The 26807-nt window shown below is 37.3% G+C and carries 23 protein-coding genes; 9 read left to right on the top strand and 14 right to left on the bottom strand.

Going from position 1 to position 26807, the window contains the following annotated elements:
• Window positions 1-1513 precede the first annotated feature (1513 nt).
• Both KS419_RS17495 and KS419_RS17490 read right to left on the bottom strand, forming a co-directional pair.
• Window positions 1514-2215 (bottom strand): response regulator, encoded by a 702-nt coding sequence (locus KS419_RS17495; RefSeq protein WP_217067681.1) that lies wholly within the window; start codon window positions 2213-2215, stop codon window positions 1514-1516.
• A gap of 221 nt (window positions 2216-2436) precedes the next feature.
• Entirely contained in the window at window positions 2437-3576 is a 1140-nt protein-coding gene (locus tag KS419_RS17490; protein WP_217067680.1) for a sensor histidine kinase, read from the bottom strand.
• Window positions 3577-4046: 470 nt separating this feature from the next.
• On the opposite strand from KS419_RS17490, the gene KS419_RS17485 reads away from it, so the two are divergent.
• A complete protein-coding gene (locus KS419_RS17485; protein WP_217067679.1) occupies window positions 4047-4688 on the top strand; it encodes a YigZ family protein in 642 nt (213 codons plus the stop codon).
• Between the two features lie 177 nt (window positions 4689-4865).
• Here KS419_RS17485 and KS419_RS17480 read toward each other — a convergent pair whose 3' ends face one another.
• Entirely contained in the window at window positions 4866-5867 is a 1002-nt protein-coding gene (locus KS419_RS17480) for a hypothetical protein (protein ID WP_217067678.1), read from the bottom strand.
• Window positions 5868-6254: 387 nt separating this feature from the next.
• Between KS419_RS17480 and KS419_RS17475 the strand changes: the two genes are divergently transcribed.
• Window positions 6255-7301 (top strand): LCP family glycopolymer transferase, encoded by a 1047-nt coding sequence (locus tag KS419_RS17475; RefSeq protein WP_217067677.1) that lies wholly within the window; start codon window positions 6255-6257, stop codon window positions 7299-7301.
• A gap of 53 nt (window positions 7302-7354) precedes the next feature.
• Here KS419_RS17475 and galU read toward each other — a convergent pair whose 3' ends face one another.
• The 3 genes from galU to KS419_RS17460 form a co-directional block, all read right to left on the bottom strand.
• Entirely contained in the window at window positions 7355-8242 is an 888-nt protein-coding gene (gene galU / locus KS419_RS17470) for a UTP--glucose-1-phosphate uridylyltransferase GalU (protein ID WP_217067676.1), read from the bottom strand.
• Between the two features lie 129 nt (window positions 8243-8371).
• Window positions 8372-9538 (bottom strand): nucleotide sugar dehydrogenase, encoded by a 1167-nt coding sequence (locus tag KS419_RS17465; protein WP_217067675.1) that lies wholly within the window; start codon window positions 9536-9538, stop codon window positions 8372-8374.
• 286 nt (window positions 9539-9824) lie between these two features.
• Entirely contained in the window at window positions 9825-11609 is a 1785-nt protein-coding gene (locus KS419_RS17460) for an N-acetylmuramoyl-L-alanine amidase family protein (protein WP_217067674.1), read from the bottom strand.
• 401 nt (window positions 11610-12010) lie between these two features.
• Between KS419_RS17460 and KS419_RS17455 the strand changes: the two genes are divergently transcribed.
• Window positions 12011-13048, top strand: coding sequence for an LCP family glycopolymer transferase (locus KS419_RS17455; RefSeq protein WP_217067673.1), 1038 nt, complete (start codon window positions 12011-12013; stop codon window positions 13046-13048).
• A 141-nt stretch (window positions 13049-13189) separates the two neighbouring features.
• Here KS419_RS17455 and KS419_RS17450 read toward each other — a convergent pair whose 3' ends face one another.
• The 3 genes from KS419_RS17450 to KS419_RS17440 form a co-directional block, all read right to left on the bottom strand.
• On the bottom strand, window positions 13190-14245 hold the full coding sequence (locus KS419_RS17450; protein WP_217067672.1) for an LCP family protein: 1056 nt from the start codon (window positions 14243-14245) through the stop codon (window positions 13190-13192).
• Window positions 14246-14426: 181 nt separating this feature from the next.
• On the bottom strand, window positions 14427-15119 hold the full coding sequence (locus KS419_RS17445; RefSeq protein ID WP_217067671.1) for a DUF4956 domain-containing protein: 693 nt from the start codon (window positions 15117-15119) through the stop codon (window positions 14427-14429).
• A gap of 12 nt (window positions 15120-15131) precedes the next feature.
• The gene (locus tag KS419_RS17440; protein ID WP_217067670.1) at window positions 15132-15884 is read right to left on the bottom strand and encodes a polyphosphate polymerase domain-containing protein; all 753 of its coding nucleotides are present in this window, start codon (window positions 15882-15884) and stop codon (window positions 15132-15134) included.
• 194 nt (window positions 15885-16078) lie between these two features.
• Here KS419_RS17440 and KS419_RS17435 point away from each other — a divergent pair, with 194 nt between their 5' ends.
• The 6 genes from KS419_RS17435 to KS419_RS25010 all read left to right on the top strand — a co-directional run bounded on the left by KS419_RS17435 (window position 16079) and on the right by KS419_RS25010 (window position 21263).
• The gene (locus KS419_RS17435; RefSeq protein ID WP_217067669.1) at window positions 16079-18565 is read left to right on the top strand and encodes a CotH kinase family protein; all 2487 of its coding nucleotides are present in this window, start codon (window positions 16079-16081) and stop codon (window positions 18563-18565) included.
• 215 nt (window positions 18566-18780) lie between these two features.
• Window positions 18781-19470, top strand: coding sequence for a leucine-rich repeat domain-containing protein (locus KS419_RS17430; protein ID WP_217067668.1), 690 nt, complete (start codon window positions 18781-18783; stop codon window positions 19468-19470).
• Window positions 19471-19479: 9 nt separating this feature from the next.
• Entirely contained in the window at window positions 19480-19608 is a 129-nt protein-coding gene (locus KS419_RS25670; protein ID WP_380087588.1) for a chitobiase/beta-hexosaminidase C-terminal domain-containing protein, read from the top strand.
• A gap of 74 nt (window positions 19609-19682) precedes the next feature.
• Window positions 19683-20360, top strand: a complete 678-nt coding sequence (locus KS419_RS25555; protein WP_217067666.1) for a CotH kinase family protein — start codon at window positions 19683-19685, stop codon at window positions 20358-20360.
• Complete coding sequence (locus KS419_RS17415; protein WP_217067665.1) at window positions 20303-21079, top strand: CotH kinase family protein; 777 nt, start codon at window positions 20303-20305, stop codon at window positions 21077-21079. Before KS419_RS25555 ends, KS419_RS17415 begins: the two co-directional genes overlap by 58 nt.
• A complete protein-coding gene (locus KS419_RS25010; RefSeq protein WP_217067664.1) occupies window positions 21060-21263 on the top strand; it encodes an InlB B-repeat-containing protein in 204 nt (67 codons plus the stop codon). The genes KS419_RS17415 and KS419_RS25010 overlap by 20 nt, the downstream gene beginning before the upstream one ends.
• 34 nt (window positions 21264-21297) lie before the next feature.
• On the opposite strand, the gene KS419_RS17405 is transcribed toward KS419_RS25010, so the two are convergent.
• From KS419_RS17405 to KS419_RS17385, 5 genes are all read right to left on the bottom strand, one after another.
• Entirely contained in the window at window positions 21298-22959 is a 1662-nt protein-coding gene (locus tag KS419_RS17405; protein WP_217067663.1) for an amidohydrolase, read from the bottom strand.
• Window positions 22960-22990: 31 nt separating this feature from the next.
• Complete coding sequence (locus KS419_RS17400) at window positions 22991-24421, bottom strand: sodium:solute symporter family protein (protein WP_217067662.1); 1431 nt, start codon at window positions 24419-24421, stop codon at window positions 22991-22993.
• A gap of 223 nt (window positions 24422-24644) precedes the next feature.
• The gene (locus KS419_RS17395; RefSeq protein WP_217067645.1) at window positions 24645-24971 is read right to left on the bottom strand and encodes a hypothetical protein; all 327 of its coding nucleotides are present in this window, start codon (window positions 24969-24971) and stop codon (window positions 24645-24647) included.
• A gap of 18 nt (window positions 24972-24989) precedes the next feature.
• On the bottom strand, window positions 24990-25763 hold the full coding sequence (istB, locus tag KS419_RS17390; protein WP_217067644.1) for an IS21-like element helper ATPase IstB: 774 nt from the start codon (window positions 25761-25763) through the stop codon (window positions 24990-24992).
• The coding region (locus KS419_RS17385; RefSeq protein ID WP_217067643.1) for an IS21 family transposase at window positions 25760-26807 on the bottom strand (1048 nt) is incomplete at its 5' end. The genes istB and KS419_RS17385, both read right to left, overlap by 4 nt.

Here is a 26807-nt window from a genome sequence, read left to right as displayed (position 1 = left end):
CTCCGTTTGGACAATTCAAACTCCTGCTCTCCTCCATTTGTCCGAACTCGCTCTCCGTTCGGACATTTCAAACTCCTGCTCTCCTTCATTTGTCCGAACTCACTCTCCGTTCGGACATTTCAAGCTCCTGCTCTCCTTCATTTGTCCGAACTTGCTCTCCGTTCGGACATTTCAAACTCCTGCTCTCTTCCATTTGTCCGAACTAGCTCTCCGTTCGGACATTTCATCCTCCAGCTCTCCTTCATTTGTCCGAACTCGCTCTCCGTTCGGACATTTCAAACTCCTGCTCTCCTCCATTTGTCCGAACTCGCCCTCCGTTTGGACAATTCATCCTCCTGCTCTCCTCCATTTGTCCGAACTTGCCCTCCGTTCGGACAATTCAAACTCCATCTCTCTTCCATTTGTCCGAACTTGCTCTCCGTTCGGACATTTCAAACTCCATCTCTCTTCCATTTGTCCGAACTAGCTCTCCGTTCGGACATTTCATGCTCCTGCTCTCCTCCATTTGTCCGAACTTGCTCTCCGTTCGGACATTTCATGCTCCAGCTCTCCTTCATTTGTCCGAACTCACTCTCCGTTCGGACATTTCATGCTCCTGCTCTCCTCCATTTGTCCGAACTAGCTCTCCGTTCGGACAATTCATCCTCCTGCTCTCCTCCATTTATCCGAACTCGAACTCCGTTCGGAAAATTCAAACTCCTGCTCTCCTCCAACTGTCCGAACTCACCCTCCGTTCGGACAAATGAGAAACCTTTTCTCCTCCAATTCTCCAAATTAACAATAATCAAATCAATCATACAGTCTAATTACTAGGAGAGACTCCCTCCACTTTAATTAAAAATGTCCCTTCCCCCAAGAGAACAAACATTCACATCTCACGTCCACCTTCTAAAAATCAAAAACCTCTGATACTGGTATTAAACCAACATCAGAGGCCCGCAATCATGCTATATTGATTCCTTTTACAAATTCCTGCTACCCTGCCGTAATTTATCTATTTGTTTTGCGTGCAGCATTAAACGGCAAATATAAGCTAAAAGAAACTACGAAGTTTGGATCGGTATAAATAATAATAATGACATTTACTTCTGAGCTTTAATTGTGAAAAATGATTTATCAACCATTCACTCACTTAGCTAATTCCACAACTAATTTTTATAACGAGCCATTGACTCATTAAGCTTATTGTCCATATTCTAGCAACTCATATTCCGAACTAGCTGGCCAAACTGTAGCTGCTCGCTCTCCGAACTAGCTGTACAAAAACAATATACTAGCAGTGCACTCACTTTAGCTAATTCCACAACAACTTTTTATAACGACCGATTCACTCACTGAGCTAATCTTGCAACTAATTTTTTTGGCTAGCCGGGCACTCACAGCTTAATTATGCAAAATATTTATCAATCACTAATTAAGCTTAACTAATCCGTAACTAACTTATTTTTGTACTTCATGTAGCGCTCACGTCAAGGTCAAATAAACTTCCCAACTTCCCATAATCAAAGAGTTTTTAGTTCACCTTCACCCAGCCGTTTTTGATGGCATCCACTACTGCTTGGGTACGGTCATTCATGTTCATCTTTTGCAAAATATTACTTACATGGTTTTTTACTGTTTTCTCACTAATAAAAAGGGCTTCTCCGATGGCACGATTGCTTTTTCCATCCGTCATCAATTGAAGAACCTCGCACTCACGGCGCGTCAGTAAATGGAGTGGTCTGCGGTACTCCACTTCCCGGAATCCAATTTCAGCCTCAGGTTTATCATCGTTTGCCAGTCGGCGGTATTCACTAATCAAATTATGTGTTACCTTCGGATGTATGTATGCTCCCCCTTCTCCCACAACTTTCACTGCTTCGATAAGGGCATCCGTATCCATTTCCTTCAACAAGTAGCCCGAGGCCCCTGTTTTTAACACATGGGTAACATAGGATTCATCATCGTGAATGGAGAGGATTAGAACTTTCACATTTGGAAATGATTCCACTAGCTTTTTAGTTGCCTCGACACCATTAACATTCGGCATATTAATATCCATGAGTACAACATCCGGTTGATGATTGCGGACGATATCTAAAACAACTTCCCCATCACTTCCCTCTGCAACCACATCAAAGGATGGCTCCATCGCTAAAATGCGTTTTACACCTTCCCTGAATAATTGATGATCATCAATTAAAACGATTCTTATCGGTTTCTCTCTGTCCCTCATAATTTTTCTCCTCCTCCAGGGGTGACTTCCCTGAACTTCTGTTCTATTAAAGCTCACGTCCAATTGCTTATTATAAAACAACCCAAAAGCTTATTATAAAACAACCATGTTTTGACATTTTAATATACACTTCTATTCGTTTGTGGAAAATTCCTTCTTATTTTACTTCGACTTGACCATTATACAATTAAATGCGACAAATATCTTATTTCTGATAAAATTTATCCGACTTTTTTCCCGGTAATCGGGATTTGAACCATAATTAAAGTCCCAGATCCCTTTTTAGAATTTATACTCAACTCCCCATCGAGCATATTTACACGTTCCCGCATGCCCAAAAGACCGAATGAACCCTCTTTTTTAACCTCGGTGTCGAACCCTATTCCATCGTCCTTAATGATCGCAATGGCTTTCGTTGGTTTTAGTTCCACCTTCACTTGTACTTCACTGGGCTTTCCATGTTTATAAGCGTTTTGGACGGCCTCTTGAATAAATCGGAAGATGGCAACCTCTAATTCCGACGGAAGTCGGATTTCGCGGCCTACATTTTTAAAGACAATAGGCATGTTCGTTCGCTCCGTCATATTACGTAAATATTTGGCTAGGGTTGGAATTAAACCTAAATCATCTAATGCCATCGGCCGCAAATCGTAGATAATGCGGCGAACTTCCCCGAGGGATTCCTTGACCATTGCCCGAAGATCCTGAATTTCCTTTAAAGCCTCATGAATGCCGTGTTCCTGGTAAACCCGCTCCACGATCTCAGAACGGAGCAGGACATTTGCCATCATTTGAGCAGGTCCATCATGAATCTCTCTGGAAAGGCGCTTTCTCTCTTCTTCCTGAGCAACAATAATTTTCAAACCGAATTTTTGCATTTCTACAGCATCTGCTACCATTTCGGAAACTTGCTTTAAATCACCGGTGAGATAATTTATCACCACATTAATCTGGCCCACAAGCGTTTCCGCACGTTCAACGGTATCTTTGAGCTTCATTAAACGGCGCTCAATATTATCCCTTCGCTCCCGAAGCTGTTTTTCTTCCTGACGCATAACTGCAAGCTGTACTTGGTAATCATTTGCCTGCTCATATGCTTTTCGGACTTCCTCATCTGTATAATCACCGAAATGCTTACTTACTTCCGCCAGGCGATTTCGAGCGAACCTGGAATGGACTTCCATCCGTTCCGTTTTCTCAATGACTCCTACGACGCTCGTTTGAATACTAGTTAACTCCGCCTTTAATTGGCTATATTCATTTCGCGATTCTTCTCCGATTTCAAAAATCTTTTCTTTGCTGTCATCAACAGTTTCTATCATTTTTTCAAGAACTTGCTGTATCGTATTATTAGCAGCCATTTGTCTCCCCGCTTTCAAAACATAGATCATATTGAAGTAAAACGGTAGACCTTTTTTGGCCTACCCTTATATTCGCCACTTCCCCGATTTTTATGGGGGGAAAGTACTATTTTTTATTTTTTTTTGAAAAAATTTGTTACTTACTTCCTTGAAAAAAATGGTACTGTTATTCCATTACTATTTAACTGTATATATTTCGATATCAAATCTTTGTTTTCCTGCAAATTAAAAATAATCCTATCCAATTCCCTACAAAAATACAATTTTCATACCGCCCACTTTTTCAGTGCCCTCCGAGATTACTTACTATATCCCCATAAACTGGAACGTCTTCACATTCTTGACTCCTTGAGCATTCATCCGTACCCTAAAACTAACGATGTAACAGAACTTTCCGGCTTTGAAATCTAATCCATCCAAAAGACGAGTGGAAGGTCGGAACCAGCAACATTCTTAAAGGAGAAATGGACATGCTATTATCTTATTATACTGTAAAGGGTTCAGGACAACATGAAATTATTATACAAAAATCAAGATTTATTGCACACGTCAAGCGAGTAACAACAGAAGAAGAGGCACAATCGTTTATCGAAGAACTTAAAAAGGAGCATTGGAAGGCGAACCATAACTGTTCTGCCTATTTGATTGGAGAAAATGATCATATTCAAAAGGCAAATGATGATGGGGAACCATCAGGGACAGCCGGTGTGCCCATGTTGGAAGTGTTAAAGAAACGGAAATTAAAAGATACGGTGGTCGTTGTCACCAGGTATTTTGGGGGAATAAAGCTAGGTGCCGGTGGTTTGATCCGGGCTTATGGTTCCGCCACAACGGAAGGAATTACAGCAACAGGTGTAGTGGAACGGAAATTGGCACAAAAATATAGAATTACCATTGACTACCATTTTCTTGGACAGTTGGAGAACGAATTACGATCCTCCCCTTACATCCTGCACCACATGGATTATTTAGAAAAAGTTCATGTGGAAACCTATGTAAATGTTGGTGAGGAAGAAACATTTGAAGACTGGATAACCAATTTAACGAGTGGGCAAGGTCAAATTGAAAAAATCGGAGTGGAATATTTGGAGATTGATGTGGCGCAGCAGTAAATTTGCGCAAGATATTGAGTCAAACTAATCGTCCGTCCTCCGTCCCCCTACCAAAAAACATAAAAACCACCTTTAGTCCAATGAACCCAAAGTTAGCGTACAAAATCTAACGTTTTGAGGTCACCTCGACCAAGGTGGTTTTTCCAGTATTCTTTTTAAATATAAATTAAACTTATCTTAAACCCCTGTCTCGGCAACTTTCGATTGATGGATGACATCCTCCATGGAGTATTCGAGAACCAGCCCTTCCTTAACCGTCAATTTGCCATTACACTGTCTCAAGAGACGGTCGGTCAAATGAAGATAATAATTAAATTCATCATCAATTTCAAATGGAATACCTTCCTCGTCCAACATGTTCATCCTTACAGCAAATTGTTCCCTGATGTCTGTTTGAAAAATAATATGAATGGTTGAAGGAACTTTTGCAAAGTCAATCCACTTTTTTACTAACAGTTGAATCATCATTCGCAGTTGATTCACATCCACAAAAACTTCATCCCGTTTTTTTCCGAGGATCTCCCAAGATAAATGGGGAATAAATTCCGGCGCTTGCTTCTCAATTTTTTCCTGTATGTACTTCAGTAAGTCCCCGACCCGAATCCATGTCTGATTCGGTAGAGTGGGATAGTTGATATTTAAAAAATCATTCACATAATTTTTTCCCTTTTCAATTTCCGATTGGGCCAATTCAATCAAAGAAGACCGCTTATCAGATGATTCATCCTTCTTGAGCATCTGAAGAATGCCGTAGACTGGTGTCAATGCGTTAAGGATTTCATGGGCATAACGGAGACTTAACTGCTGAACGAGCCGCTCTGTCTGAACATCCCAATCTGTGTTCATTGGAAATACCATGTCCTCCAGTTTATCTCTAAGTGTTCCTACCCATAAATGATCATCTTCTTCTGTCAAGTTCATTTTTTCCACATTTAACGTAAGGGGAGAATCATTTCCAATACCTTGTAAGGATTTTGTTCGCTCCTGATAAAAAAATGGTGCTAAAGTCGTAGTGAGGACATTATCTCCCTGCTTGATATTGGTACGGTGATTTAATATTCTTTTTCCATCATCATTTAAAAAACGGATGATTCCTTCATTGTCCACAATCATTAAACCTGGACAATCCATCTTTTCCTTGTTCACTATATTGAATACAGAAACCGTTTTCGGTGTCAAGTTAACACCTCCCCTAAGTGTTACTGATCTATTACTGAATACCTATTTTTCATCAAAAAAATTTTACTTGTATTCATCTAAACATTTATCCTTATTTTACCTCTTATTTCAACATTTTGTAACCGAATTTTACATTATTTCTATGGTTCTTTTCGACTATTTTCTGCGAATATAACGGTTTTGATGATACATATCAACAAAATAACCCAAAATTAAACATAGTAATAGAATACAAAAAATTCAGACAAAAATCAATTTAATTTATTAGTTTTTCGAAATATTTTGTGAAAATTTATTTATGAATAGGGGATAACATTCTCACTTATACCTTCGTCAAAGAAGTCCATACTAAAGACATATCACTTTATTTTTAAGGAGAGTCTTGTCTTGGCGAACTCACGGATCAAAAAAAGACGGGAGAAGCAGACTCCCTTTAAACGATTGTTACGAATAGCAAGTTACATTCTTATTGGTGTCTTCCTGATTGCTGGAGGGACACTTGTATATATGGGTTATAAAGTGGCGAATGTAGCCTCCAACACACAACTGGAGCTGGAGCGAGGTGATCGTTCAAGCTTACGGGAAGATGCGGTTGATCCTGGTAGGGATTCTGTCTCCATCCTCTTTCTTGGTGTGGACAGCAGGGATACAGACCTCAGGGGACGGACAGATGCAATGATCTTAGCTACGTTTAATCCCGATGACAATTCCATTAACATGCTTAATATACCAAGGGATGCACGTGTGGATATTATCGGTCGTGGGAAAGTGGATAAAATTAACCATGCTCACGCGTTCGGCGGGGTAGATATGACGATTGAAACCGTGGAAAATTTACTGGATATACCCGTTGACTATTTTGTTACTCTCAACTTCATCTCTTTCATGGAAATAATTGATGAGCTTGGGGGAGTGGAAGTGGACGTTCCCTTTACGTTTTCCGAAAGCAACAGCAGGGATCAGCGTGGTGCCGTTACGATCTATGAAGGGAGACAAACATTAAACGGAGAAGAAGCATTGGCATATGTACGAATGAGAAAACATGATCCACGGGGTGATATTGGCCGGGGGGAACGACAAAAAGAAGTGTTAGAAGCGTTAATTAAAAAAGCTGTCAGTTTCCAATCGATCACAAGGTTTGGCGCTTTAATGGCAAGTGTGGAAGACCATATGAACACAAACCTTTCTTTTAATCATCTTGTCCGGTTTCATTCCTATGCTACAAGCCTAGACGATATTGATTCGTTAACACTGGATGGAAAAGGGGTTAATATTAACGGAATTTATTATTATGAATTGGAAGAAACCTCCCTCCGCGATGTAAAAACGATTTTGAAAGTGCATATGGGGTTAGAGAGACCAACTGCGCTCCATTCATTAGATTCCGAGTGGGAAGAGCAAGAAACGGATAAGAACAAGAACAAGCCAGGCTGAAGGTCTTTAAGCCACAACAAAACCCCTTCCGTCGAGAAGGGGTTTTTGAATACTTAGCTCTTACTTTTCAATTTTTCCGAAATCTGATCTAAATAAGCCATGACATCATATTTCAAATCTTCCCGCTGTAAGGCAAAGTCCAGTGTCGCTTTCACGAAGCCCAGTTTGTCCCCCACATCATATCGGTCACCTTCAAACTCATAAGCCAAGACCACTTGTTCTTCATTCAGCTTTTTAATAGCATCGGTCAGTTGAATTTCATTCCCTGCTCCTGGAGGTAGTTCATTTAAAATACGGAATATCTCTGGACGTAAAACATATCTTCCCATGATGGCGAAATTAGATGGAGCATCTTCTGTTTTCGGTTTTTCCACAAGATCTTCCACATGAATAACACCAGGTTCAATTTCCATTGATTTTGGTGCTACAATTCCGTATTTCGATACATCCTCATCTGGGACAGGTTGCACACCTACTACAGAAGAATTATATCTCTCAAATATTTCAATCAGTTGTTTTAAACAAGGCTTGTCTCCTTGAACGATATCATCCCCCAAAAGAACCGCAAATGGCTCATCACCAATAAAATGACTGGCACAGGAAATAGCATGTCCTAACCCCAATGCCTCCTTCTGGCGGATATAATGGATGTTTGCCAGGTTAGAAATGGCTTGAATTTCTTCCAACATCTCCATTTTTTCCTTCTTTAACAATGTTTCTTCTAGTTCGTAAGATTTATCAAAGTGATCTTCAATAGCACGCTTACTTCGGCCACTAATGATTATAATATCTTCAATTCCTGATTCAATCGCTTCTTCCACAATATATTGAATCGTAGGTTTATCCACGATCGGCAGCATTTCTTTCGGTTGTGCCTTTGTCGCAGGTAAGAATCGAGTTCCAAGTCCTGCAGCTGGAATTATCGCTTTACGCACCTTCATGAATTATCACTCCTATAAGAACACTTTATAATAAAGAAATCTTGATTAATAAAACAGGAAAGATGGCTACTGAACTTCGAACCCTCTTCCGCAGATTCCGTTTGCCATCTCCTATCATGAATTTATTAGTTAATCCCTGTTATATAAATCCCTTGTATACACTTTCTCTTCCACGTCCGCTAGCTCCTCCGATAGACGATTTGACACGATCACATCAGAGATTTGTTTAAATTCATTAATGTCTTTTATGACCTTAGAACCTTCAAAAGTATCCTCTTCTAACACCGGTTCATAAATAACCACTTCAACTCCCTTTGCCTTTAACCTACTCATAATTCCTTGGATCGCAGATGCTCTGAAATTATCTGAGTCTGTTTTCATCGTTAAACGGTAAATCCCAACCACCTTTGGATTGGATTCCATAATTTTATCGGCTATATGTGTTTTTCGAGTACTATTCGCTTCCACGATCGCAGCAATGATTTTATTTGGAACATCTTTATAATTAGCCCGTAACTGTTTCGTATCTTTCGGCAGGCAATACCCCCCATAACCGAAAGAGGGGTTATTATAATGACTTCCGATCCGAGGGTCCAATCCGACACCTTCAATAATCTGTTTCGTATTCAATCCTTTTGTTTCCGCATACGTATCCAGCTCGTTAAAGTATGCAACTCTCAAGGCGAGATAGGTGTTGGAAAACAACTTCACTGCCTCTGCTTCCGTTGAGTTGATGAATAAAACAGGGACATCCTCTTTTATAGCTCCCTCCATTAATAGGGCAGCAAACGTCTCTGCACGTTTCGACTGTTCCCCAACGATAATTCGTGATGGATATAAATTATCATATAAAGCCTTCCCTTCCCGCAGAAACTCCGGGGAGAACAATATATTATCCGTCTGGAACCTTTCTTTTACATCTTTAGTGTAACCTACAGGGATCGTTGATTTAATAACCATAATGGCATCTTTATTAATCGATAAAACCGTGTCGATGACTTTTTCTACAGAGCTTGTATTAAAATAGTCTTTATCAGGATCGTAATCTGTTGGGGTAGCAATGATGACAAACTCCGCATCACGATACGCTTTCTCCGCGTCTGTTGTCGCCACTAAATTTAAATCCTTCGTGGTTAAAAATTCTTCTATTTCTTTATCCACAATTGGTGATTCTTTCCGATTAATCATGTCCACTTTTTCTTGAACAATATCGACTGCAGTGACCTCATTATGTTGTGCTAATAATACTGCATTGGACAGTCCAACATAGCCTGTTCCTGCAACTGCTATTTTCATTTTCTGACACATCCTCTTGTAAAATGTTTCCCTTATTAATTTATAGTAGTGTCTAATTTTTTACAAGTATTTAATTAATCATACCTTTCCTTGTATTTTCGACAAATACCAAAATTTCTACTACTTTTATATAAATGATATATGAAATAAGAAAAGCACTGGAGCTGGATGTCTTTTGAGGACAATAAACTTATCCACATTCATTCCAACTTTTAGTTCCCTAAACAATAAAAAAACGGCAATAGTTCACCATAGTGAACATCACCGTCTAAAAAAATTCCTACCATTATTTAAAGTATAAATCGATGGCGTGAACCAATGCATCCGTGATCTGATCCTGTTGATTTAATAACATAGACAAATCATTTGGATTCGACATAAACCCAAGTTCTGCCAATACGGCAGGCATTCGCGTATACTTCACCACTTCTAAACCGCGCTCTTTAATCCCCCGATCACGAAGACCCATTTGCTGTACCATTTGCTGTTGTAGAGCATTAGCCAGCTTGTGACTGTTATTTCCCTGATACGTTCGATCATAGAACATTTCCACTCCACTTGCACTGGTTGAACTGAAAAAGTTCATATGAATACTAATAAAAATATCTGCACCAGAGTTATTAGCGAGGGTTACACGGTTACTTAATGAAACAAATGTATCGTTGGTTCTGCTCATCACTACCTTTGCACCGGTACTCTCCAATTTCCCCTTTAGTTGGTTTGATATATCCATAGCAATATGGCTTTCATAAACACCGTTCACGATAGCCCCGGGATCCCTTCCTCCGTGACCTGGATCAAGGAAGATTGTTTTCCCTGTTAAATCGATGCCACTAATCCCACCTGACGAACTAGATCCACCACTTGAGCCTGAACCTGCTGAAGTAACGTTCACATAAGATCCATGAATATAACCCCAGCCACTGTTCACTTTAATTTTATACCAGTCACCAACTTTCTCATATAAATCCACCTGTGTATTTCGGGACAGACTTCCAACAATGGCGGAAGAGGTACTGGTTTGAGCACGAATATTTAAACTGTTAGCAGTTACTTGTCCAACACCTACAATTGAATTAGAGGAACCATTGCCAGAATTAGTGACTTTTACATAATCACCATGTATATAGCCCCAACCATTTCCAGATTTAATTTTAAACCATTGCCCTGCCTTTTCATGTAGTTCGACTATTTTTCCTCTTTCGAGACTTCCTATTATTCTCCCATTTGTGTTGGCCTGATCTCGAATATTCAAACGACTGGCTGTGATTTCACCATTACCGATTATTTGAGATGTACTAGAACCAGGATTAGATCCTGTGCCAGTTCCAGAAGAGCCAGAACTAACTTTCAAATAATCACCGTGAATATAACCCCAGGAGTTATTAACGCGAATTCGGTACCAAGCACCAGTTTTTTCATAAAACTCCACCTTCGTACCATTCACCAAAGTGCCGATGATCTTTCCACTAGTACTAGCCTTATCTCTCACATTTAAACGACTTGCGGTAATCTCACCATTCCCAATAACGTTTCCGGATAATGAACCGGAGCCACTGTTGGAACTAGTCCCCGTTACTTTTAAGTAATCTCCATGAACAAACGCCCAATTATTATTAACTTTTATTTTGTACCATTGTCCCACTTTTTCGTATAAATCAATTTTTGCTCCTCTATTCAGACTGCCCACAATTCTTCCATTTGTACTCGCCTGATCCCTGACATTTAACCTCGTGGCCGTTACTTCTCCTTTCCCAATAATACTTCCACTATTGGCACTGGCGGATTTTACAACTTTCACATAATCCCCGTGGATGTAACCCCAACGATTATTCAAACGAATCTTATACCACTGGCCAGTTTTCTCGTGTAACTCCACAGAAGTCCCGCGGCTTAAACTGCCAATGATTCTGGAACTTGTATTTGGCTGCTCGCGGACGTTTAAGGAAGTGGCCGTAATTTCACCAACCTCATTTGCATTAGCGAAAACAGGGGTTAAGGAAGAATGACTAAAGCTTAGGAAGGTGAGTAATATGACAAGTGCTACTATAGCTCCTACTACCTTTTTCATATAACTGTATTCACCTCTCTCATGTTGGATTACCCGTAGCTGAGGAAATACTTCCAAATGGTGTCCAACAAGGCTGCTAAACCATATAGAAATATCCCTAGACACGCAATGCTGATTGGGGTGCCCCATTTGACATCTTTCATGTTATTTCCACCACTTTCTCTACTTTTCTTAAAACTATCACATTTTTATGACAAGTTAAATATGACTTTCTTGCATATTTTTTGATTAATGGGGAATACGCCCTGTGGAAGGGTCAATCCACCTCATAAATAATGTATTTACTCCTAGATTCATTTGGTGTAAAATACTTTAATGGTTAGAAAAGTGAATCTTTTTTTTCCTAAATTCGTCAAATATAATAGATGCATAGAATCTAAGTATGAGAGAGGTGTCTAACATTGGCACAATTACGAACTGAATATCAAAAAAATACGAAAAAGAGGACTAGGAATAAGTACATGAAAATTACTCTCATTACTTTTTTAGGCCTCTTCCTTATTGCTGGAAGTGTGTTTGCTTACTCTGTTTGGAAGCTCCATAATGTAACGGCGGGTGCTCAACACGAACTGGACCGGGGCGACAGATCGGATTTACGGGAAACCGTAGTCAACCCAAATAAAGATCCCATATCCATTCTGTTTGTTGGATTAGATACGAGGGATGGCGATTTAAGCGGACGTACCGATGCCATGATTTTAGCCACATTTAATCCTGAGGAAGGTTCCATTAAGATGTTGAACATCCCGAGGGATTCGATGGTAGAAATCGTGGGACATGGCACAGTGGATAAGATCAACCACGCCCATGCCTTTGGGGGAATTGACATGACCATGGATACGGTGGAAAACCTATTCGGTATTCCGGTGGACTACTTTGTTTCGTTAAATTTTGATGCGTTTATGGAAATCATTGATGAATTGGGCGGTATTACTGTAAACTCTCCATTCACCTTTACGGAAAAAGATAATGCCACTTATGGCACGATTACCATTTATGAAGGGGAACAAACATTAAACGGACAGGAAGCACTTGCCTATGTAAGAATGCGAAAACAAGATCCTCAAGGAGATTTAGGACGTGGGGAACGCCAAAAGGAAGTTATTGAATCGATCATTCGAAAAGGAGCAAGTTTATCAACAATTACCAGATTTGGACCAATAATGGATAGTGTCGAGAGAAATCTTAACACTAATATTACCTTTAATAACATTTTATCCATGCATTCCTTCGCAACGGAATTAGACAATATTGATTCCTTAAGCTTAGAAGGAGACAATCATTATGAAAACGCCATTTACTACTACAAATTAAGAGAAGAATCCGTACAGGAAATATCCGATCGCTTACATGTCCATCTTGGATTAAAAGATCCATCTGTATTAGATGTTTATGATGTGGAAGAAGAGTTGGAAGGCACAGAAACACTTGATCAATAGTTTCATTGATTACTAACAATAAGTCGGGATTATCCGACTTTTTTCTTTTTGAAAAAAATTCGTATCCCATTGAATTGTAGCCTAACAAAAAAGAGATAAACCAAATCAGCTAATCTAGCAAAATTGGATTATCTCTATTATTTAGTAGTCATTCAATGCTTTTTCCACTAACTCATCTTCGTTTACTTTAACAGTCACATATTCAATCTGCATGCGTTCATGAAGGGCAGCGACTACTTCCTGGTGATCCTCTTTTGCCACTTCCACATAGTATATGCCGTCCTTCATCATACCATCGCCAACAAGGCGTAATGATTCCACATTATCTCCCGTTAAGGAATTTAAGTTTCTAGCCATGCTGAACATTGTATTCATGTCCATACTCGTTCTCACATTATCCCCAAGGATGTCTAATACATCTGGTATTCTCGTAACAGTACGTAAATTCGTACTCTGATTAAGAACTTCCTTAATCACCTGTTGCTGTCGGCGGTTCCGTCCAAAATCCCCTTCGTTATCTGCTCGGAAACGAACGTATTCAAGGGCGTTTTTGCCATTAACCGTTTGAACTCCAGGATACAAATAAACTCGATCAGGATGAAGATTATGAAAAATAGAGCGTTCCACTTCTAATTGAATCCCACCCATAAAATCAATAAACTGTTCAAATCCTGTGAAATTAATCGCTACATAATGATCAATTGGAATATCTAAATAGTTCTCCACTGTTTTTACGGACGTATTGACACTATCTGCAAAGGCATGGTTTATCTTGTCATACTCTCCTGTGCCGTATATCTCCACGTAAGTATCTCTAGGAATAGAAACTAATGATGATTCATTTGTATCCAGGTCCACCACCGCAACCATTAGAACATCGGATCTTCCCGACATTCTTCCGTGGACATTGTCAATTCCTGCAATCATAACAGACACCGTATTCCCGTTCCTTACCCGTTCCTCTATTTCCACTTTATTCGCTGTCAGGTCCAAGTCCTCTATTTCATAATCAGTTTCTTCTGTTTCTTCTACAAAGTCTGTATCCTGTATTTTATTCATAGTTTGATAGACCTTAACACCCACAAAACCAGCATAAGTAATCCCGGCAAATGAAAGGACAATCACTGTTAATAGCAAGACCCTGTATATAGGTTTCATTTTTTTCTTCGTCTTTTTTTGTTGTCTTTTTTGTCTCATAACAAATCCCCTCAGAATTGAAAAGAAATTTATGTTTACCTTTGTTAGTTTATAAAAAATGCCGTTTTATGTCAATGAAACAGGGACCAAAAAAGAAAACAACCTGAGTTATTGTTGAACTCAAGTTGTATATGATTCGTTCTCTTAAAATAAGTATACCCAATAAACGTTAATTTAAAAATTAATAAGTGGTAACTGTTTTAGCATAATTAATAGAGATATTTAAGTTAGAATTTCTTTCTCGAATAGCATCAATCAAATCTTTATCCTTAATGCCATCTTTCATCACTACTTCATATTCCAACTGAATCATCGTACCAAGATTAGTAGTTTGTACACGGGTTAAAGTTTGTTCCACTAGATATTTCTCAAAAATATCATCAAATGCACCTTCATACTGTAAATTTTCCGGAACAGTAATTTTCATGGTGCGAGGTTCCCCTTCACGTTTTCCGTAATCAAATAAATACAAAGCATAAATTAAAATGGATAGTGTAATCGTAAAGATAATTGCTAATAAATAGAAACCAAGTCCACAGGCAATCCCTGCAGCCATTCCGAAGAAAATAAATGCAATATCTTTAGGATCACTCATAGCACTTCTGAATCGAATAATGGAAAATGCACCAACGAGACCGAAAGCAACTGCAATATTATTTCCAATAACAATCATAATGAGGGATACCACCACACCCATGATAATAACTGTGTGTACAAAGGACTGTGAGTATCTTGTCCCTTTGTAGGTTAGTTTATATAGCTTGGTAATAATTAATACTAAAATAAAACTAAGAAATACGGCAAAAAATCCATCTACAATTGTCATTCGTGTTGTCATATCTGACTGCCTGATTAAATTCATAAGACTTTCCATATAAACTCTCCTTTATATAACTACAATAGGTTCAAATTTCCCTTTTTCTTCCCTCTGTTCGTCTAATAAGTCAACACTTGTGCAAAACTTAGAAACACTCTTCTTCGGACAACGGTATTCACTTAAAAGACGAGATAACCATAATGGGACACTATGATCCACTTTCACCTCAAGTACAACGAGGTTTGGATCAACAAAATTGTATCCGTCTGGACCATTCTCAATACGCAAATCATTGTTTCTGCACTTTAGATTATAATCAAAAGTTACCCGTAAATCCATGTCTTCCACACCAACAAACGCTTGACGATCATAGCTTACAATGTTTTCTGGTTTCAAATTATATAAATTTCGAAAGGAATCAATCTCATTAAAAATTTGTGGATTTGAAATCCGTATTTTCTGACCTTCTTCTATTTGATCGGAAATATATTTGTAAGCATCCCCTAAGACTATACTTGTGCGACGCTTACTAACTCTTTTTTTATATTTCTTCTTCACTTCAAAAAAGGCATTGTCTTCCAGAGTAGCAGAATTATATATTCGAAGTCGAAGTTTTTGTCGAAACCTTAATTTGTTCCTTGTTTCATAGTATATTCGTTTATCTGGAGAATCAAAATAAAGACTAATAATATTATATTTTCCATCGTCACTTCCGTACTTATCAAAAGTCATTCTCTCCTGTAGTTTCTGAGCTAACTGCTGATAAACCTCAAAAGAGATTAAATATTTTAGTTCATATCTACTAAATATCTCCCCTGCCATTCTTCCCCCTCCAATCCAATCTTACAATGCTTACGTTAATATATGGAATTTCAAAGTAAAGATTGTTAAATTAATGCAAAGAATGTATTATTATTGTGTAGTTTGTAAATTGTTAACGAAGTATATTATAATCCACAATACTTGTAAAAGTAAATCTCTAAATTACATATTGTATTTTGTTACGGAGGCAAATAATGCAACATAAAAAAACAAAGATCTCGTTATTTTTACTGATTCCCGTTTTATTTTTGGGTTGGATTTTAGCTTTTTCAGTAGCTTCAGGACCAATTATTTCGGATGAAAATCTCGAAGCAGCTATTCGGGTAGAGCTTAACTATGAAAGAGGAGAAATAAGAGCAGATCAACTAATAGATATTCAGGAGTTACGCATTCGAGGGATGGGAATTGAAAGCCTTGAAGGAATTCAACACATGACTGGGTTAATTTCACTAGACCTTAGAGATAATAATATTGAAGATATCTCATATCTTAGTGAATTAACAAAACTGAAAAACCTTAATCTCAGGGGAAATCGTTTAAAGGATATTGAATCACTCGCGAATCTCGAGTCATTGATTGAGCTAAACCTTAGGGATAATTCCATACAAGATATATCTCCCCTCTCTGATCTGATTGTACTTCGCGACCTAAATTTACGATACAATCAAATAACAAATATTGAAGCGCTGAGGAACCTTGAAAGCTTACGGGACAGATTATATTTAGAAGGAAATTCTATTACAGATTACTCACCTATATCAAACTACTTAAAGGAAATAAATGATACTGACGTTGAGTTTGACGAAGAATTTCTAAGTAACACACCGAGCTTTTCTCACCCAGGGGGGTTTTATGATTCTGAATTCGAATTGGAAATTACTTCTCCTATTCAGGAGGGAGTTATTTATTATACTTTAGACGGTTCTGAACCTGATCCTATGAATAATAGTCAAAGGACATTAAAATATACAGGACCTATAACAATAAAAAATAGAACAGAAGAACCAAATACCATTTCTAATATTCCTACAAATTTCTTAAGTGGAGGTAGAGAGTGGAGAGAACCAGAAAGTAATGTTACCAAAGCGACCGTAGTTCGATCTAAAATAGTTAATGAAGACAGCTTTTTTAGCAGTTATACTACAACTCAAACATATTTTGTAGATGCTGAATATACGTTACCTGTTATTTCAATCTCAACTGATTCTAAAAACTTGTTTGATGATGAAATAGGCATATATGTTCCTGGGGTAAATTATAACCCTGAACTAGAAGAGTTAGGTGAAGCTAAAATCGGAGAAACCGGAAACTACGAACAAAGAGGACGAGAATGGGAAAGGCCGGTACATTTAGAGTTTTTTGAAACTAATAGAGAACTAGCATTTTCGCAAAATCTAGGAGTTCGAATACATGGTGGCTACACCAGAAGTTTTCCACAAAAATCTTTGAGATTATATGCGCGAAATGATTATGGGAGTAACGTAATTAACTATTCAATATTCGGTGATGATAGTAATGATAGTTTTAGTAGCTTATTACTACGTCAATCAGGGAATGATTGGGGGCGTACCATGTTTGCTGATGCCCTAATGCAAGAAATAGTAAATCACACATCAGTCGAAACACAAGCGTACAGGCCTTCTATTGTTTTTATTAACGGAGAATATTGGGGAATCCACAATATCCGTGAAAGATATGACCATAGATACTTTAGACACAATTACGGAATTGAGCGGGATGACCTTGTTGTTTTAGAAAGTAATGCAGAAGTAGATACGGGTGAACAAGGAGACAATGGGCATTATCTGGAAATGATGGAATATGTAGAAAATAATGATTTATCTAGTCCTGAAGAATATGCTTATGTTACTAATCTAATGGATACGGATAATTATATTACTTATATGCTTTCGCAAATATATTTCAGGAATACAGATTGGCCACAAAGTAATATAAGGTATTGGAGAACAAAAAGAAATTATGAAGATGGACAGCCGTTTCCTTACGATGGCAGATGGCGTTGGCTTTTATATGACACTGATCATGGCTTCGCCTTCCACGGAAACGAGGCATATAAACATGATACACTCGAATATTTATTTGAAACAAGGGGAGATCACTGGTCTACTTCACTCTTTAGAAACTTATTAGAGAATTATGAATTTAGAAACAAATTTATTAATGAATTTGCCGACCATCTGAATACAACGTTTTCACCAGACAAAGTAAATAGCCTCATAAATAAGTTTGAATCATTATATGAGCCCGAGATTATTGAACATAGAGAAAGATGGGGACTAAATGCTTCATTAAATTCTTGGCATAGTAGGATTAATAATATGAGAGACTTTGCTAGTAACCGTCCCCTTTATGTTCGAGAACATATCGCAAGTCATTTTGATTTAAGCGGTACTGTAAACATTACAGTAAAGGCAGATGAGTCTGTTGGAACCATTAAGATTAATTCGTTAAATATAAGTACTGAAACTCCTGGAATTCAAGACCCAAGTAATTGGTCTGGAGTTTACTTTAAGGATGTTCCAATTTCAATAACAGCAGAACCAAAAGAAGGCTATAAATTTGAAGGTTGGGGAAATGATATAAGTGATACCTCTCAAATACTTAGTATTAATTTATATGGTGACATTGTCTTAGAGCCTATTTTTACGAAAGTAAATTAATATATCTTAACCGACCCTACTAACTTACGTCCCAAGTTAATAAACGACTTGGGACATTCTTTTATATAACTTTAAAGTTCAGGAGATTTTTTTCTATTAATTCAGCAATACTTTTCATGTTATACGAGAATGTAGCTTTTCTAAAGAATATACATAGAATCCATTCTTATTTCTGTGAAATATCAAATCATAAAATCTTTAATTGGAGGGGAAAAATGAAATATAAGAAAACAAAGATCTCATTACTTTTGCTTATCCCTGTTTTGATTTTTGGATGGATATTAGTCTTTTTTGTTGCCTCAGGGCCGATCATTGCAGATGAAAATCTGGAGGCTGCCATTCGAGCAGAGCTTAATTATGAAAGAGGGGAAATAAGGGCAGATCAATTAGTAGATATTCAAGAGCTACGTATTCGGGGTATGGAGGTCGAAAGTCTCGAAGGAATTCAACATATGACTGGGTTAGTTTCATTAGACCTAAGAGATAATAATATTGAAGATATCTCTTATCTTAGTGAATTAACAAAACTGAAGAACCTTAACCTAAGGGGAAATCTTATAAGAGATATTGAACCAATATCCAATCTTGAATCATTGATTGAGTTGAACATTAGAGACAACTATATTCAGGATATATCTCCACTGTCTAGTCTTTATATACTTCGTGATCTAAATCTAAGGAACAACCAAGTTTCCGATATTGAAGCATTAAGAGACCTTGAAAACTTGCGAGATCGTCTATACTTGGAAGGTAATCCGATAACCGATTTCTCGCCTGTACTGGATTACTACGATATAATTAATGAAACTGATATTGATCCAGGTACTTTTTTAGAATCCTCAACCCTCTTACCTATATTCTCGCATATTGGAGGTTTTTATTTTTCAGAATTTGAGTTAGAGTGAACTTCTCCAATTCCTGATACTGCCATTTATTACACGTTGGATGGATCTGAACCAGATCCATCCAATAATTCTGAGAGCACGTTTCATTATACGGAATCAATTTTAATAAATGAGAAAAATGTTTTCCCAATCAAATAGCCAATATTCCTACATCTTTTGTTGAGAATTGGCGAGGCTGGAATGACCCCGTTGAAAATATATTAAAAGCTACAGTGGTTCGTGCTGTAATAGTTAGTAATCAAAAAATAGTCAGTGGGGTTTCTACTAATACATATTTCATAAATCAGGAGTATACTCTTCCGGTTATTTCACTCTCAACCAATCCAGACAATTTTTTTGATGATGAAATCGGGATCTATGTTCCAGGAGTTAATTATGATCCCGAAAGGAATAATCCTGACAGCTCTGGTAATTATTATCAAACAGGAAGTGAATGGGAACGACCTGTCCATATAGAATTTTTTGAGACGAATGGAGAACCGACTTTTTCACAAAACGCAGGAGCGAGAATTCACGGAGACTATACTAGAAGATTTGGTCAAAAATCCTTGAGATTATACTCCAGAAGTGACTACGGCGTTAGCAGGTTTAATTATCAGTTTTTTAATACAAAAAGAATAGATGATTTTAACCGTCTAATCCTTGGAGACTCAGGTAATGACTGGGGCTTAACAATGTTTCGTGATGGTGCTATGCAAAGTTTGATTCATCAACTTGGTTTAGATACACAACACTATCGACATACTGTCTTATTTATTAATGGGGAGTACTGGGGTATTCACAATTTAAGGGACCGACTTGATAAACACTATTTAGAAACTCATTACACGGATTGGATAGGGAGCATTATACCATTCTTGAAAGACAAGGCCGTTATTACGAAGGTTTAGAAGACGGACTAGGTCATTATGAGGAAATGTTAAATTTTATTAGTAAAAACAGTCTTCAAGATCAGACAAACTATAACCATATAAATACCATGATGGATACACAAAACTTCCTTACTTATTTTATACTACAAATTTACAATGCTAACACAGATTGGCCTCATAAGAATATTCGATTTTGGAGATACGAGAATGTTCAAAACGAAGAAAATCTTCTCCCGCAACTTGATGGAAGGTGGCGCTGGTTAGTTTTTGATGTGGATCGTTCCCTAGGTTATGTATCCTATTCTCACAATACTCTTAAAATGGTAACCGATGAGTTTCACCATAGAAATAGTGATCAGAGGATTAATTTCTTATTAAGAGCATTATTGGAAAATGATTCATTTACTTTAGACTTTATTAATGAATTTGCAGATCATTTAAATACTACTTTCTCTCACGAAAGGGTAATCGATAATATCGATACAATTAAAGAAGCGATTAAACCTGAAATGACAAGGCACATTGACAGATGGGGTATGCCTACAACTTACCAAGAGTGGCTTGACAATGTGGATATCATGAGAGAGTTTGCTTTAAATAGACCTGGCATAGTCAGACAGCACATTATAGAGCACTTTAACTTAAGCGGTACATCAAAGCTCCATGTCATGTATCATAATTCATATGGTAAAATAAAAGTGAACACAGTATCTTTAAGTGATAACACTTGGTATTGAAAACCCAAATGATTGGTCCGGAATATACTTTAATGGTGTTCCCATTACCATAACTGCAGAACCAAATGAAGGTTATTCCTTTATTGGGTGGGGGGATAATATTTTTGATAGTTCCACTACTATAGAAATTAATTTAACTGAAGATACTACTCTTGAACCAATTTTTATTAAAGACGATAATTAAATAATTCCAACAAAAAAAGCCTCACTGGATGAGGCTATTTTTGTTGTTTTTTTGAGTAAACTTCTTTACCACTAATGAAAGTCGATAAAATAGATATATCCTTTATATCATCTACATTTACTTTTAAAGGATCTTTATCAACAATTATAAAATCTGCCTGTTTTCCTATCTCTATTGACCCTGCAATATCTTCTTCAAAATTCAACCATGCACCATATATTGTCATCGACTTCAATGCGGTAATTACATCAATCTTTTGATCTTCCCCCAGTACACTTCCTTCAGTCGTTCTCCTATTAACCGCTGCCCAAATTGAGAATAAAGGGGAAATTGGTGTTATAGGACAATCTGAATGTAAAGTGAATTTAAACCCTAGATCCATAGCATCTCTTAGTGGATTAATTCTTTTAGCTCTAGATTCACCTAAAAAAATTTTTTTATGTCGCTCTCCCCAGTAGTAAACATGATTTATAAAGAACGATGCTTCGATCCCTAGTTCTTTCATCTGTTTTAAGTCCTCTTTAGTAGCTGTTTGAACATGTTCAATTCTGTGTCGGTGATTTGCTTTAGGTAATCTCTTTAATGCCATTGAATAGGATTCTATAATAGATGCGATTGCCTTATCACCATTACCATGAATAGCAATTCGAAAACCTCTTTTATGCAATTCATATACTTCCTCGTTAAGGTAATTTTGATCATGTATCAAATTTCCAAAATGATTCATATCACAAAAATATGGTTCACGAAGAGCACCAGTCATACCTTGTATTGAACCATCCTGAAAGAGTTTTGCACTATCCAACGTTGCTCTTCCATTTGTATCTTGTTCAATTTTTTGTTTTAATTGTGTGAAGCTTAAATTTTCAAATCTAGAACCAGGACTTAGTAAATTATGCAGAATCATATATCTCATTCTTAAAGGGTTTTTTCCTAACTGTACTGATTTAATATGAGCATCATACTCACTATCCCCTTTAACAAGACCTACACCAGCATCTGTTGACGTTGTAATACCAACTGATAAATAATCCTCTGCTCCTTGCTCAATTAAAGAAATTAAGTCATCTTGAGAATACTCAGGTAGAATGTCATCAAAAGGCTTCATTGCTGGAAACTCGTATAAAACTCCATTTAAAGTACCTTTATTGTCCCTTCCGAAATGTCCTCCACTAGGGTCACTTACATTATCATCAACTCCAGCTAATTTTAATGCTACTGAGTTAACAACTGCAAAATGTCCAGATATATGTCTGATAAGCATTGGATTGTTTGGTGACACTTTATCTAGATCAACTTTAGTTGGATGACGTTGATCATCTAACAAGGTGTCATCGTATCCCCAACCGATAACCCACTCTCCTATAGCTTTAGTGCTAATATACCTTTCAAGTGTATTTAACAAATCATTTATGTTTTTATTTAGAGGTGATGAGCAATTAACCTGTGCTCTGTTTTGAGAATACATTAATAAATGATTATGTGTATCAATAAAACCTGGAAGTATAGTTTTTCCTTTTACATCAATGATTTCTATATCATCTCTATTCTTTAGATCGTTCAAGCAAGGTGGATATTGTTCCTCCCAAATATGAGAAATTACACCAGACGCAATTGCAACTGATCCTGCATATGATTCGTTATCATCTAAAGTTAATATATTGGCATTTACAATAAGCTTATCAATATTCGTCATTAGGTAAAAGTAGTCCTCTCTTTAATATTTATTATGACACTACTCTCTTTTTTGAATCTAAGTCTTCCCAGTAAACTGCTCGAACTTGTTCTGTAGTTGAATGCTTTGTAAATAAACTAAATAAAACAATAGTAATTAATGAAATAGATAGTCCAAAGATAGTATGATCTACTCCAATATTTAAATAAGGATAAATTAATGTTGCTATAAGTGTTACACCCATACTAGTAATTACACCGATCTTAGTTACCCTTTTCCAAAACATTATTGCTAAGAATGGGAAAACTAAAGTCGAAGCTGAAAGCCTGAGAGCCCACTGATACATACTAACAATGTCCGTTAAATTAAACGCAACTAGTAACCCTAATAACGATATAATCCCCACTGTGATTCTAGATGCAATCATCAATTTCTTTTCAGAAGCATTCTTATTTAATAATTGCTTGTACAGATCTACAGTAAGGTTTGAGCTACCCTGTAAAATAAATGAAGTTGCACCAGTCATTAACGCAGCCAATAAGCCTACTAATACAATTCCCCCTATTTGTGGAGGTAATAGCTCAACAGTAACATAAGTGAAAATCAAATCTGGATTTATATCATGTGGCACATAATTACGTGCAATAACACCAATTGAATATGGAAGTATAGAAATAGCACCAGCAATCAGGAAACCTGTAATACCAGCTTTTTGTGCTACAGACTCAGATTTTGATGCAAAAATTCTTTGCCAGGTAGATTGCCAGATAAGATAGAAGGGACCAACAGATAGTGCGAAGAGCAATACTGAAACTAAACCATTAGGTCCAATAGGTGATATGTATTCGATAGGTGTATTAGAAAGTATATCACTTAAACCACCACCGTAATAAATACTAGCTACAAAGAGGCTAAGTATTCCAATAACTAATACAATACTTTGTATTGCATCAGTAATAATTGTAGCAGGTAATCCCCCTAAGACTGTAAAACCCAAAATCAAAATAAATGCTATAATAAGCCCTGTATTTACTTCCATACCAAATGCAATTGTAAATACAGTAGTCATCCCAACCATCTGGAGTGCTAATGTTGGAACAGAATATATAAATGCAGACAAGCAAGATGGAATAATACCAGTTTTCCCACCAAACCTTATAGTAAACAGCTCTGCAATAGTAAATAGTTTTTGTCTTCTAAGTGGTTTTGCAAATATAGCAATAAGTAAAATACTGAAAACTACTGCAGGAAGTGCAAATTGAAAAAAACCTGATAGCCCTACGGTAAAACCCATCCCTACCCACCCTATGAACACGGCTGCTCCACAGAATGTACTAACTATAGTTCCTACAATTGACCAAAAACCCATGTTCCAACTCGCAATTAAGTAATCTTTTGATGTTTTAACCTTTGTATAATAGTAAAAACCAAGACTAAACATAAATAAAAAATAGATAATTATATAACTTAAATACCAAATCATATCTTGACCCCCATACTTTTAATTATTATACTGTATTATATTATGGTATCGAATAATGTCGAAAATGTAAACACCTGTAACCGTCAAGTAGAATTAAACAGTTTTTGATAAATAAGTTTAAACAGTTTTCATCAATTAAGATTCAACACTTGATTATTCAATAATGGTTACTGCCTTCTTCAGTTTTAATCCCCCTGTCATAAAGACAGGGGATTTTTCACTTCTAAATCCAATCATTCAGTCCTAGTGATTCTTCTAATTGTTGTTTTTCTGCTTTTAGCTTCTCAATTTCTTTTTTAAGTAGGGAATTCTCCGTTAACAGTCTGGCAACTTTCGTTCTGTCATCGATCCCTTCTTCATAGGCCGTTCCTTTTACCTTGCACCAATCATTATATCTATATAGATCATTCTCAACGATAGGGCGCCTTTTATAAGGCATATTTGCCATCTTATTGTTGTCCTTGATCCATTCCCTCACCGATTCTTCATCTACTCTAAATCCGTAGGATTTAAAAAAACTAATTGCTTCTTCTGCGTTAAGACTACTCATTTTAGTTTTCTCCCTTATTTATGATTCAACCTTTTGATTGTCAAATAATGCTTTTCTGTATTTCATCCTAATACTGTCTTGCTCTTCACTAAAGGTCAAGATCTCGCTACGATGAAGAAGGCGATCTAAGATTGCAGTAGTTAACGTTGGGTCTCCAAGGAACTTTCCCCATTCCCCAGGACCCTTGTTAGATGTAAGGATGAACGCTGCCTTGTCGTACATTTCATAGATGAACTGAAAGAACAAGTGTGCATCCTGTGATTCATATGCCATATACATAACGTCATCAATGATGATAAGGTCAGAATTAGTGATTCGCTTATATTTCGTCCTAGACTTGCCTAAGTACTCTTTTGATTTTAAAACATAGATTAGACGATCCATGGATATAAAAGATACCTGGTAGCCGTGCTCGATGGCGTGGATGCCTAAGGCTGTCGACAGATGAGTCTTTCCTACACCTGTTGGTCCCATCATAATTAGGGTAAAGCATTCATCGATCCAAGATAGTTGTTTTAATACATTTAGTTGTTTTTCACCTATCGCTGTCTGTTCTTCCAATCGAAAATTCTCAAATGTCAGAACCTCAGGGAATTCTGCCCACTTCATCAGTTTTTCACTGTTCTTTCTCTCTCTACAGCTCAATTCATGCCGTAGAATTTCATGGATGAACTCATAATATGTCCATCCTTTTGCTTCTGCTTCTCTTAGAAGGTTTGGCAGCTCTTTAGAAGTTTCCGCTAATCGCAAGGTGCGACACTTATCCTGAAGTACTTCGTATGGCTGGCTCATCTATTTCCACCTCCCTGAAGAACACTGAAATAGATGTCCTCTTTTCGCTCAGGTGCTACTAGGTCCTTATATTTTTCATTTAAAGTTTCCGAGTTCTTTCTTTGCCTTCGGCTTTGAACTTCCAAAGAGATGGCGATATCTCGTAAATCATTTGCACTTGTCAGTCGCAGACGTCTCATTTCATTAATTGCCTCTTCAACGAAGGCAGGGTACTTCAAGATAACGGATTGCACCACTTTCAATTGATCAACTATATGACGAGGGTATTGCTCAGATAACAGCTCGACGAGCCACTTTGCAGATTCTTTATTATCTAACATTTCCTCCACCTGCTGGATGAGAAGATCGCGTTTGGTCTGCTTGCGATTCCGGTGAGTGGGATCCGATATCACCTCTCCTTTTCCTTCCGCAATTTTATGTTGTGCCAGGACTTGTCCGTTTTTCTGTAGCCGTATATATAAATACTCATTATCAGTTTCGATATAGGCAATATTCGGTGCGCCTTTTCGATATGTACCACGAGGTACACTGTAACGATTGCCCTCAAACCGAATGATATTGTCTTTGTGGATATCTCTTGATATACTAGAATCGAAGATATCTTCAAAAATGTAAGTTCCAGAGACCTTTTGTAGGTGTTGCTTTTCCAGGGCGTACACCTCAACGGGTCTTTTTTTTGTATTATGATGGACCTTATAATTCCCTGTTCGCTTTAGCCATCTCATACAGGAATTCTGCCAATCTATTAAATTATCATAAGTACGATTCTTCGCAAAATTAATTTTTACATACTTTACTACCTGTTCAATTTTTCCCTTTGACTGTGGATCGGACTTCCTACAAAGATATACTTTAAACTTTCTTGTCTGTTGGTATTTTGTAAATTCTGCTGTCATGATAAGGTCTCCGGCATTTTCACTGACTGCCAGTAAACGATCCTGATCATAGACTATTTCAATGGACATTCCTCCATAAAAGCGGAAGGCATTTTCGTGCATTCGGATAAGATCATTTGATCTAAATGGCCGGTCTAACCACTCTACG

This window comes from Evansella tamaricis, from assembly GCF_019042215.1.
GTDB lineage: Bacteria > Bacillota > Bacilli > Bacillales > Salisediminibacteriaceae > Evansella > Evansella tamaricis.
This window is presented reverse-complemented; position numbering and strand designations above follow the sequence as displayed.

Coding starts and splice junctions, on each gene's coding strand:
- istB (WP_217067644.1), bottom strand. CDS start 25,763: ATGAGCCAGCCATACGAAGTACTTCAGGATAAGTGTCGCACCTTGCGA.
- KS419_RS17430 (WP_217067668.1), top strand. CDS start 18,781: ATGAAATATAAGAAAACAAAGATCTCATTACTTTTGCTTATCCCTGTT.
- KS419_RS17435 (WP_217067669.1), top strand. CDS start 16,079: ATGCAACATAAAAAAACAAAGATCTCGTTATTTTTACTGATTCCCGTT.
- KS419_RS17445 (WP_217067671.1), bottom strand. CDS start 15,119: ATGGAAAGTCTTATGAATTTAATCAGGCAGTCAGATATGACAACACGA.
- KS419_RS17460 (WP_217067674.1), bottom strand. CDS start 11,609: ATGAAAAAGGTAGTAGGAGCTATAGTAGCACTTGTCATATTACTCACC.
- KS419_RS17405 (WP_217067663.1), bottom strand. CDS start 22,959: ATGACGAATATTGATAAGCTTATTGTAAATGCCAATATATTAACTTTA.
- KS419_RS17465 (WP_217067675.1), bottom strand. CDS start 9,538: ATGAAAATAGCAGTTGCAGGAACAGGCTATGTTGGACTGTCCAATGCA.
- KS419_RS17485 (WP_217067679.1), top strand. CDS start 4,047: ATGCTATTATCTTATTATACTGTAAAGGGTTCAGGACAACATGAAATT.
- galU (WP_217067676.1), bottom strand. CDS start 8,242: ATGAAGGTGCGTAAAGCGATAATTCCAGCTGCAGGACTTGGAACTCGA.
- KS419_RS17400 (WP_217067662.1), bottom strand. CDS start 24,421: ATGATTTGGTATTTAAGTTATATAATTATCTATTTTTTATTTATGTTT.
- KS419_RS17450 (WP_217067672.1), bottom strand. CDS start 14,245: ATGAGACAAAAAAGACAACAAAAAAAGACGAAGAAAAAAATGAAACCT.
- KS419_RS17440 (WP_217067670.1), bottom strand. CDS start 15,884: ATGGCAGGGGAGATATTTAGTAGATATGAACTAAAATATTTAATCTCT.
- KS419_RS17490 (WP_217067680.1), bottom strand. CDS start 3,576: ATGGCTGCTAATAATACGATACAGCAAGTTCTTGAAAAAATGATAGAA.
- KS419_RS17395 (WP_217067645.1), bottom strand. CDS start 24,971: ATGAGTAGTCTTAACGCAGAAGAAGCAATTAGTTTTTTTAAATCCTAC.
- KS419_RS17495 (WP_217067681.1), bottom strand. CDS start 2,215: ATGAGGGACAGAGAGAAACCGATAAGAATCGTTTTAATTGATGATCAT.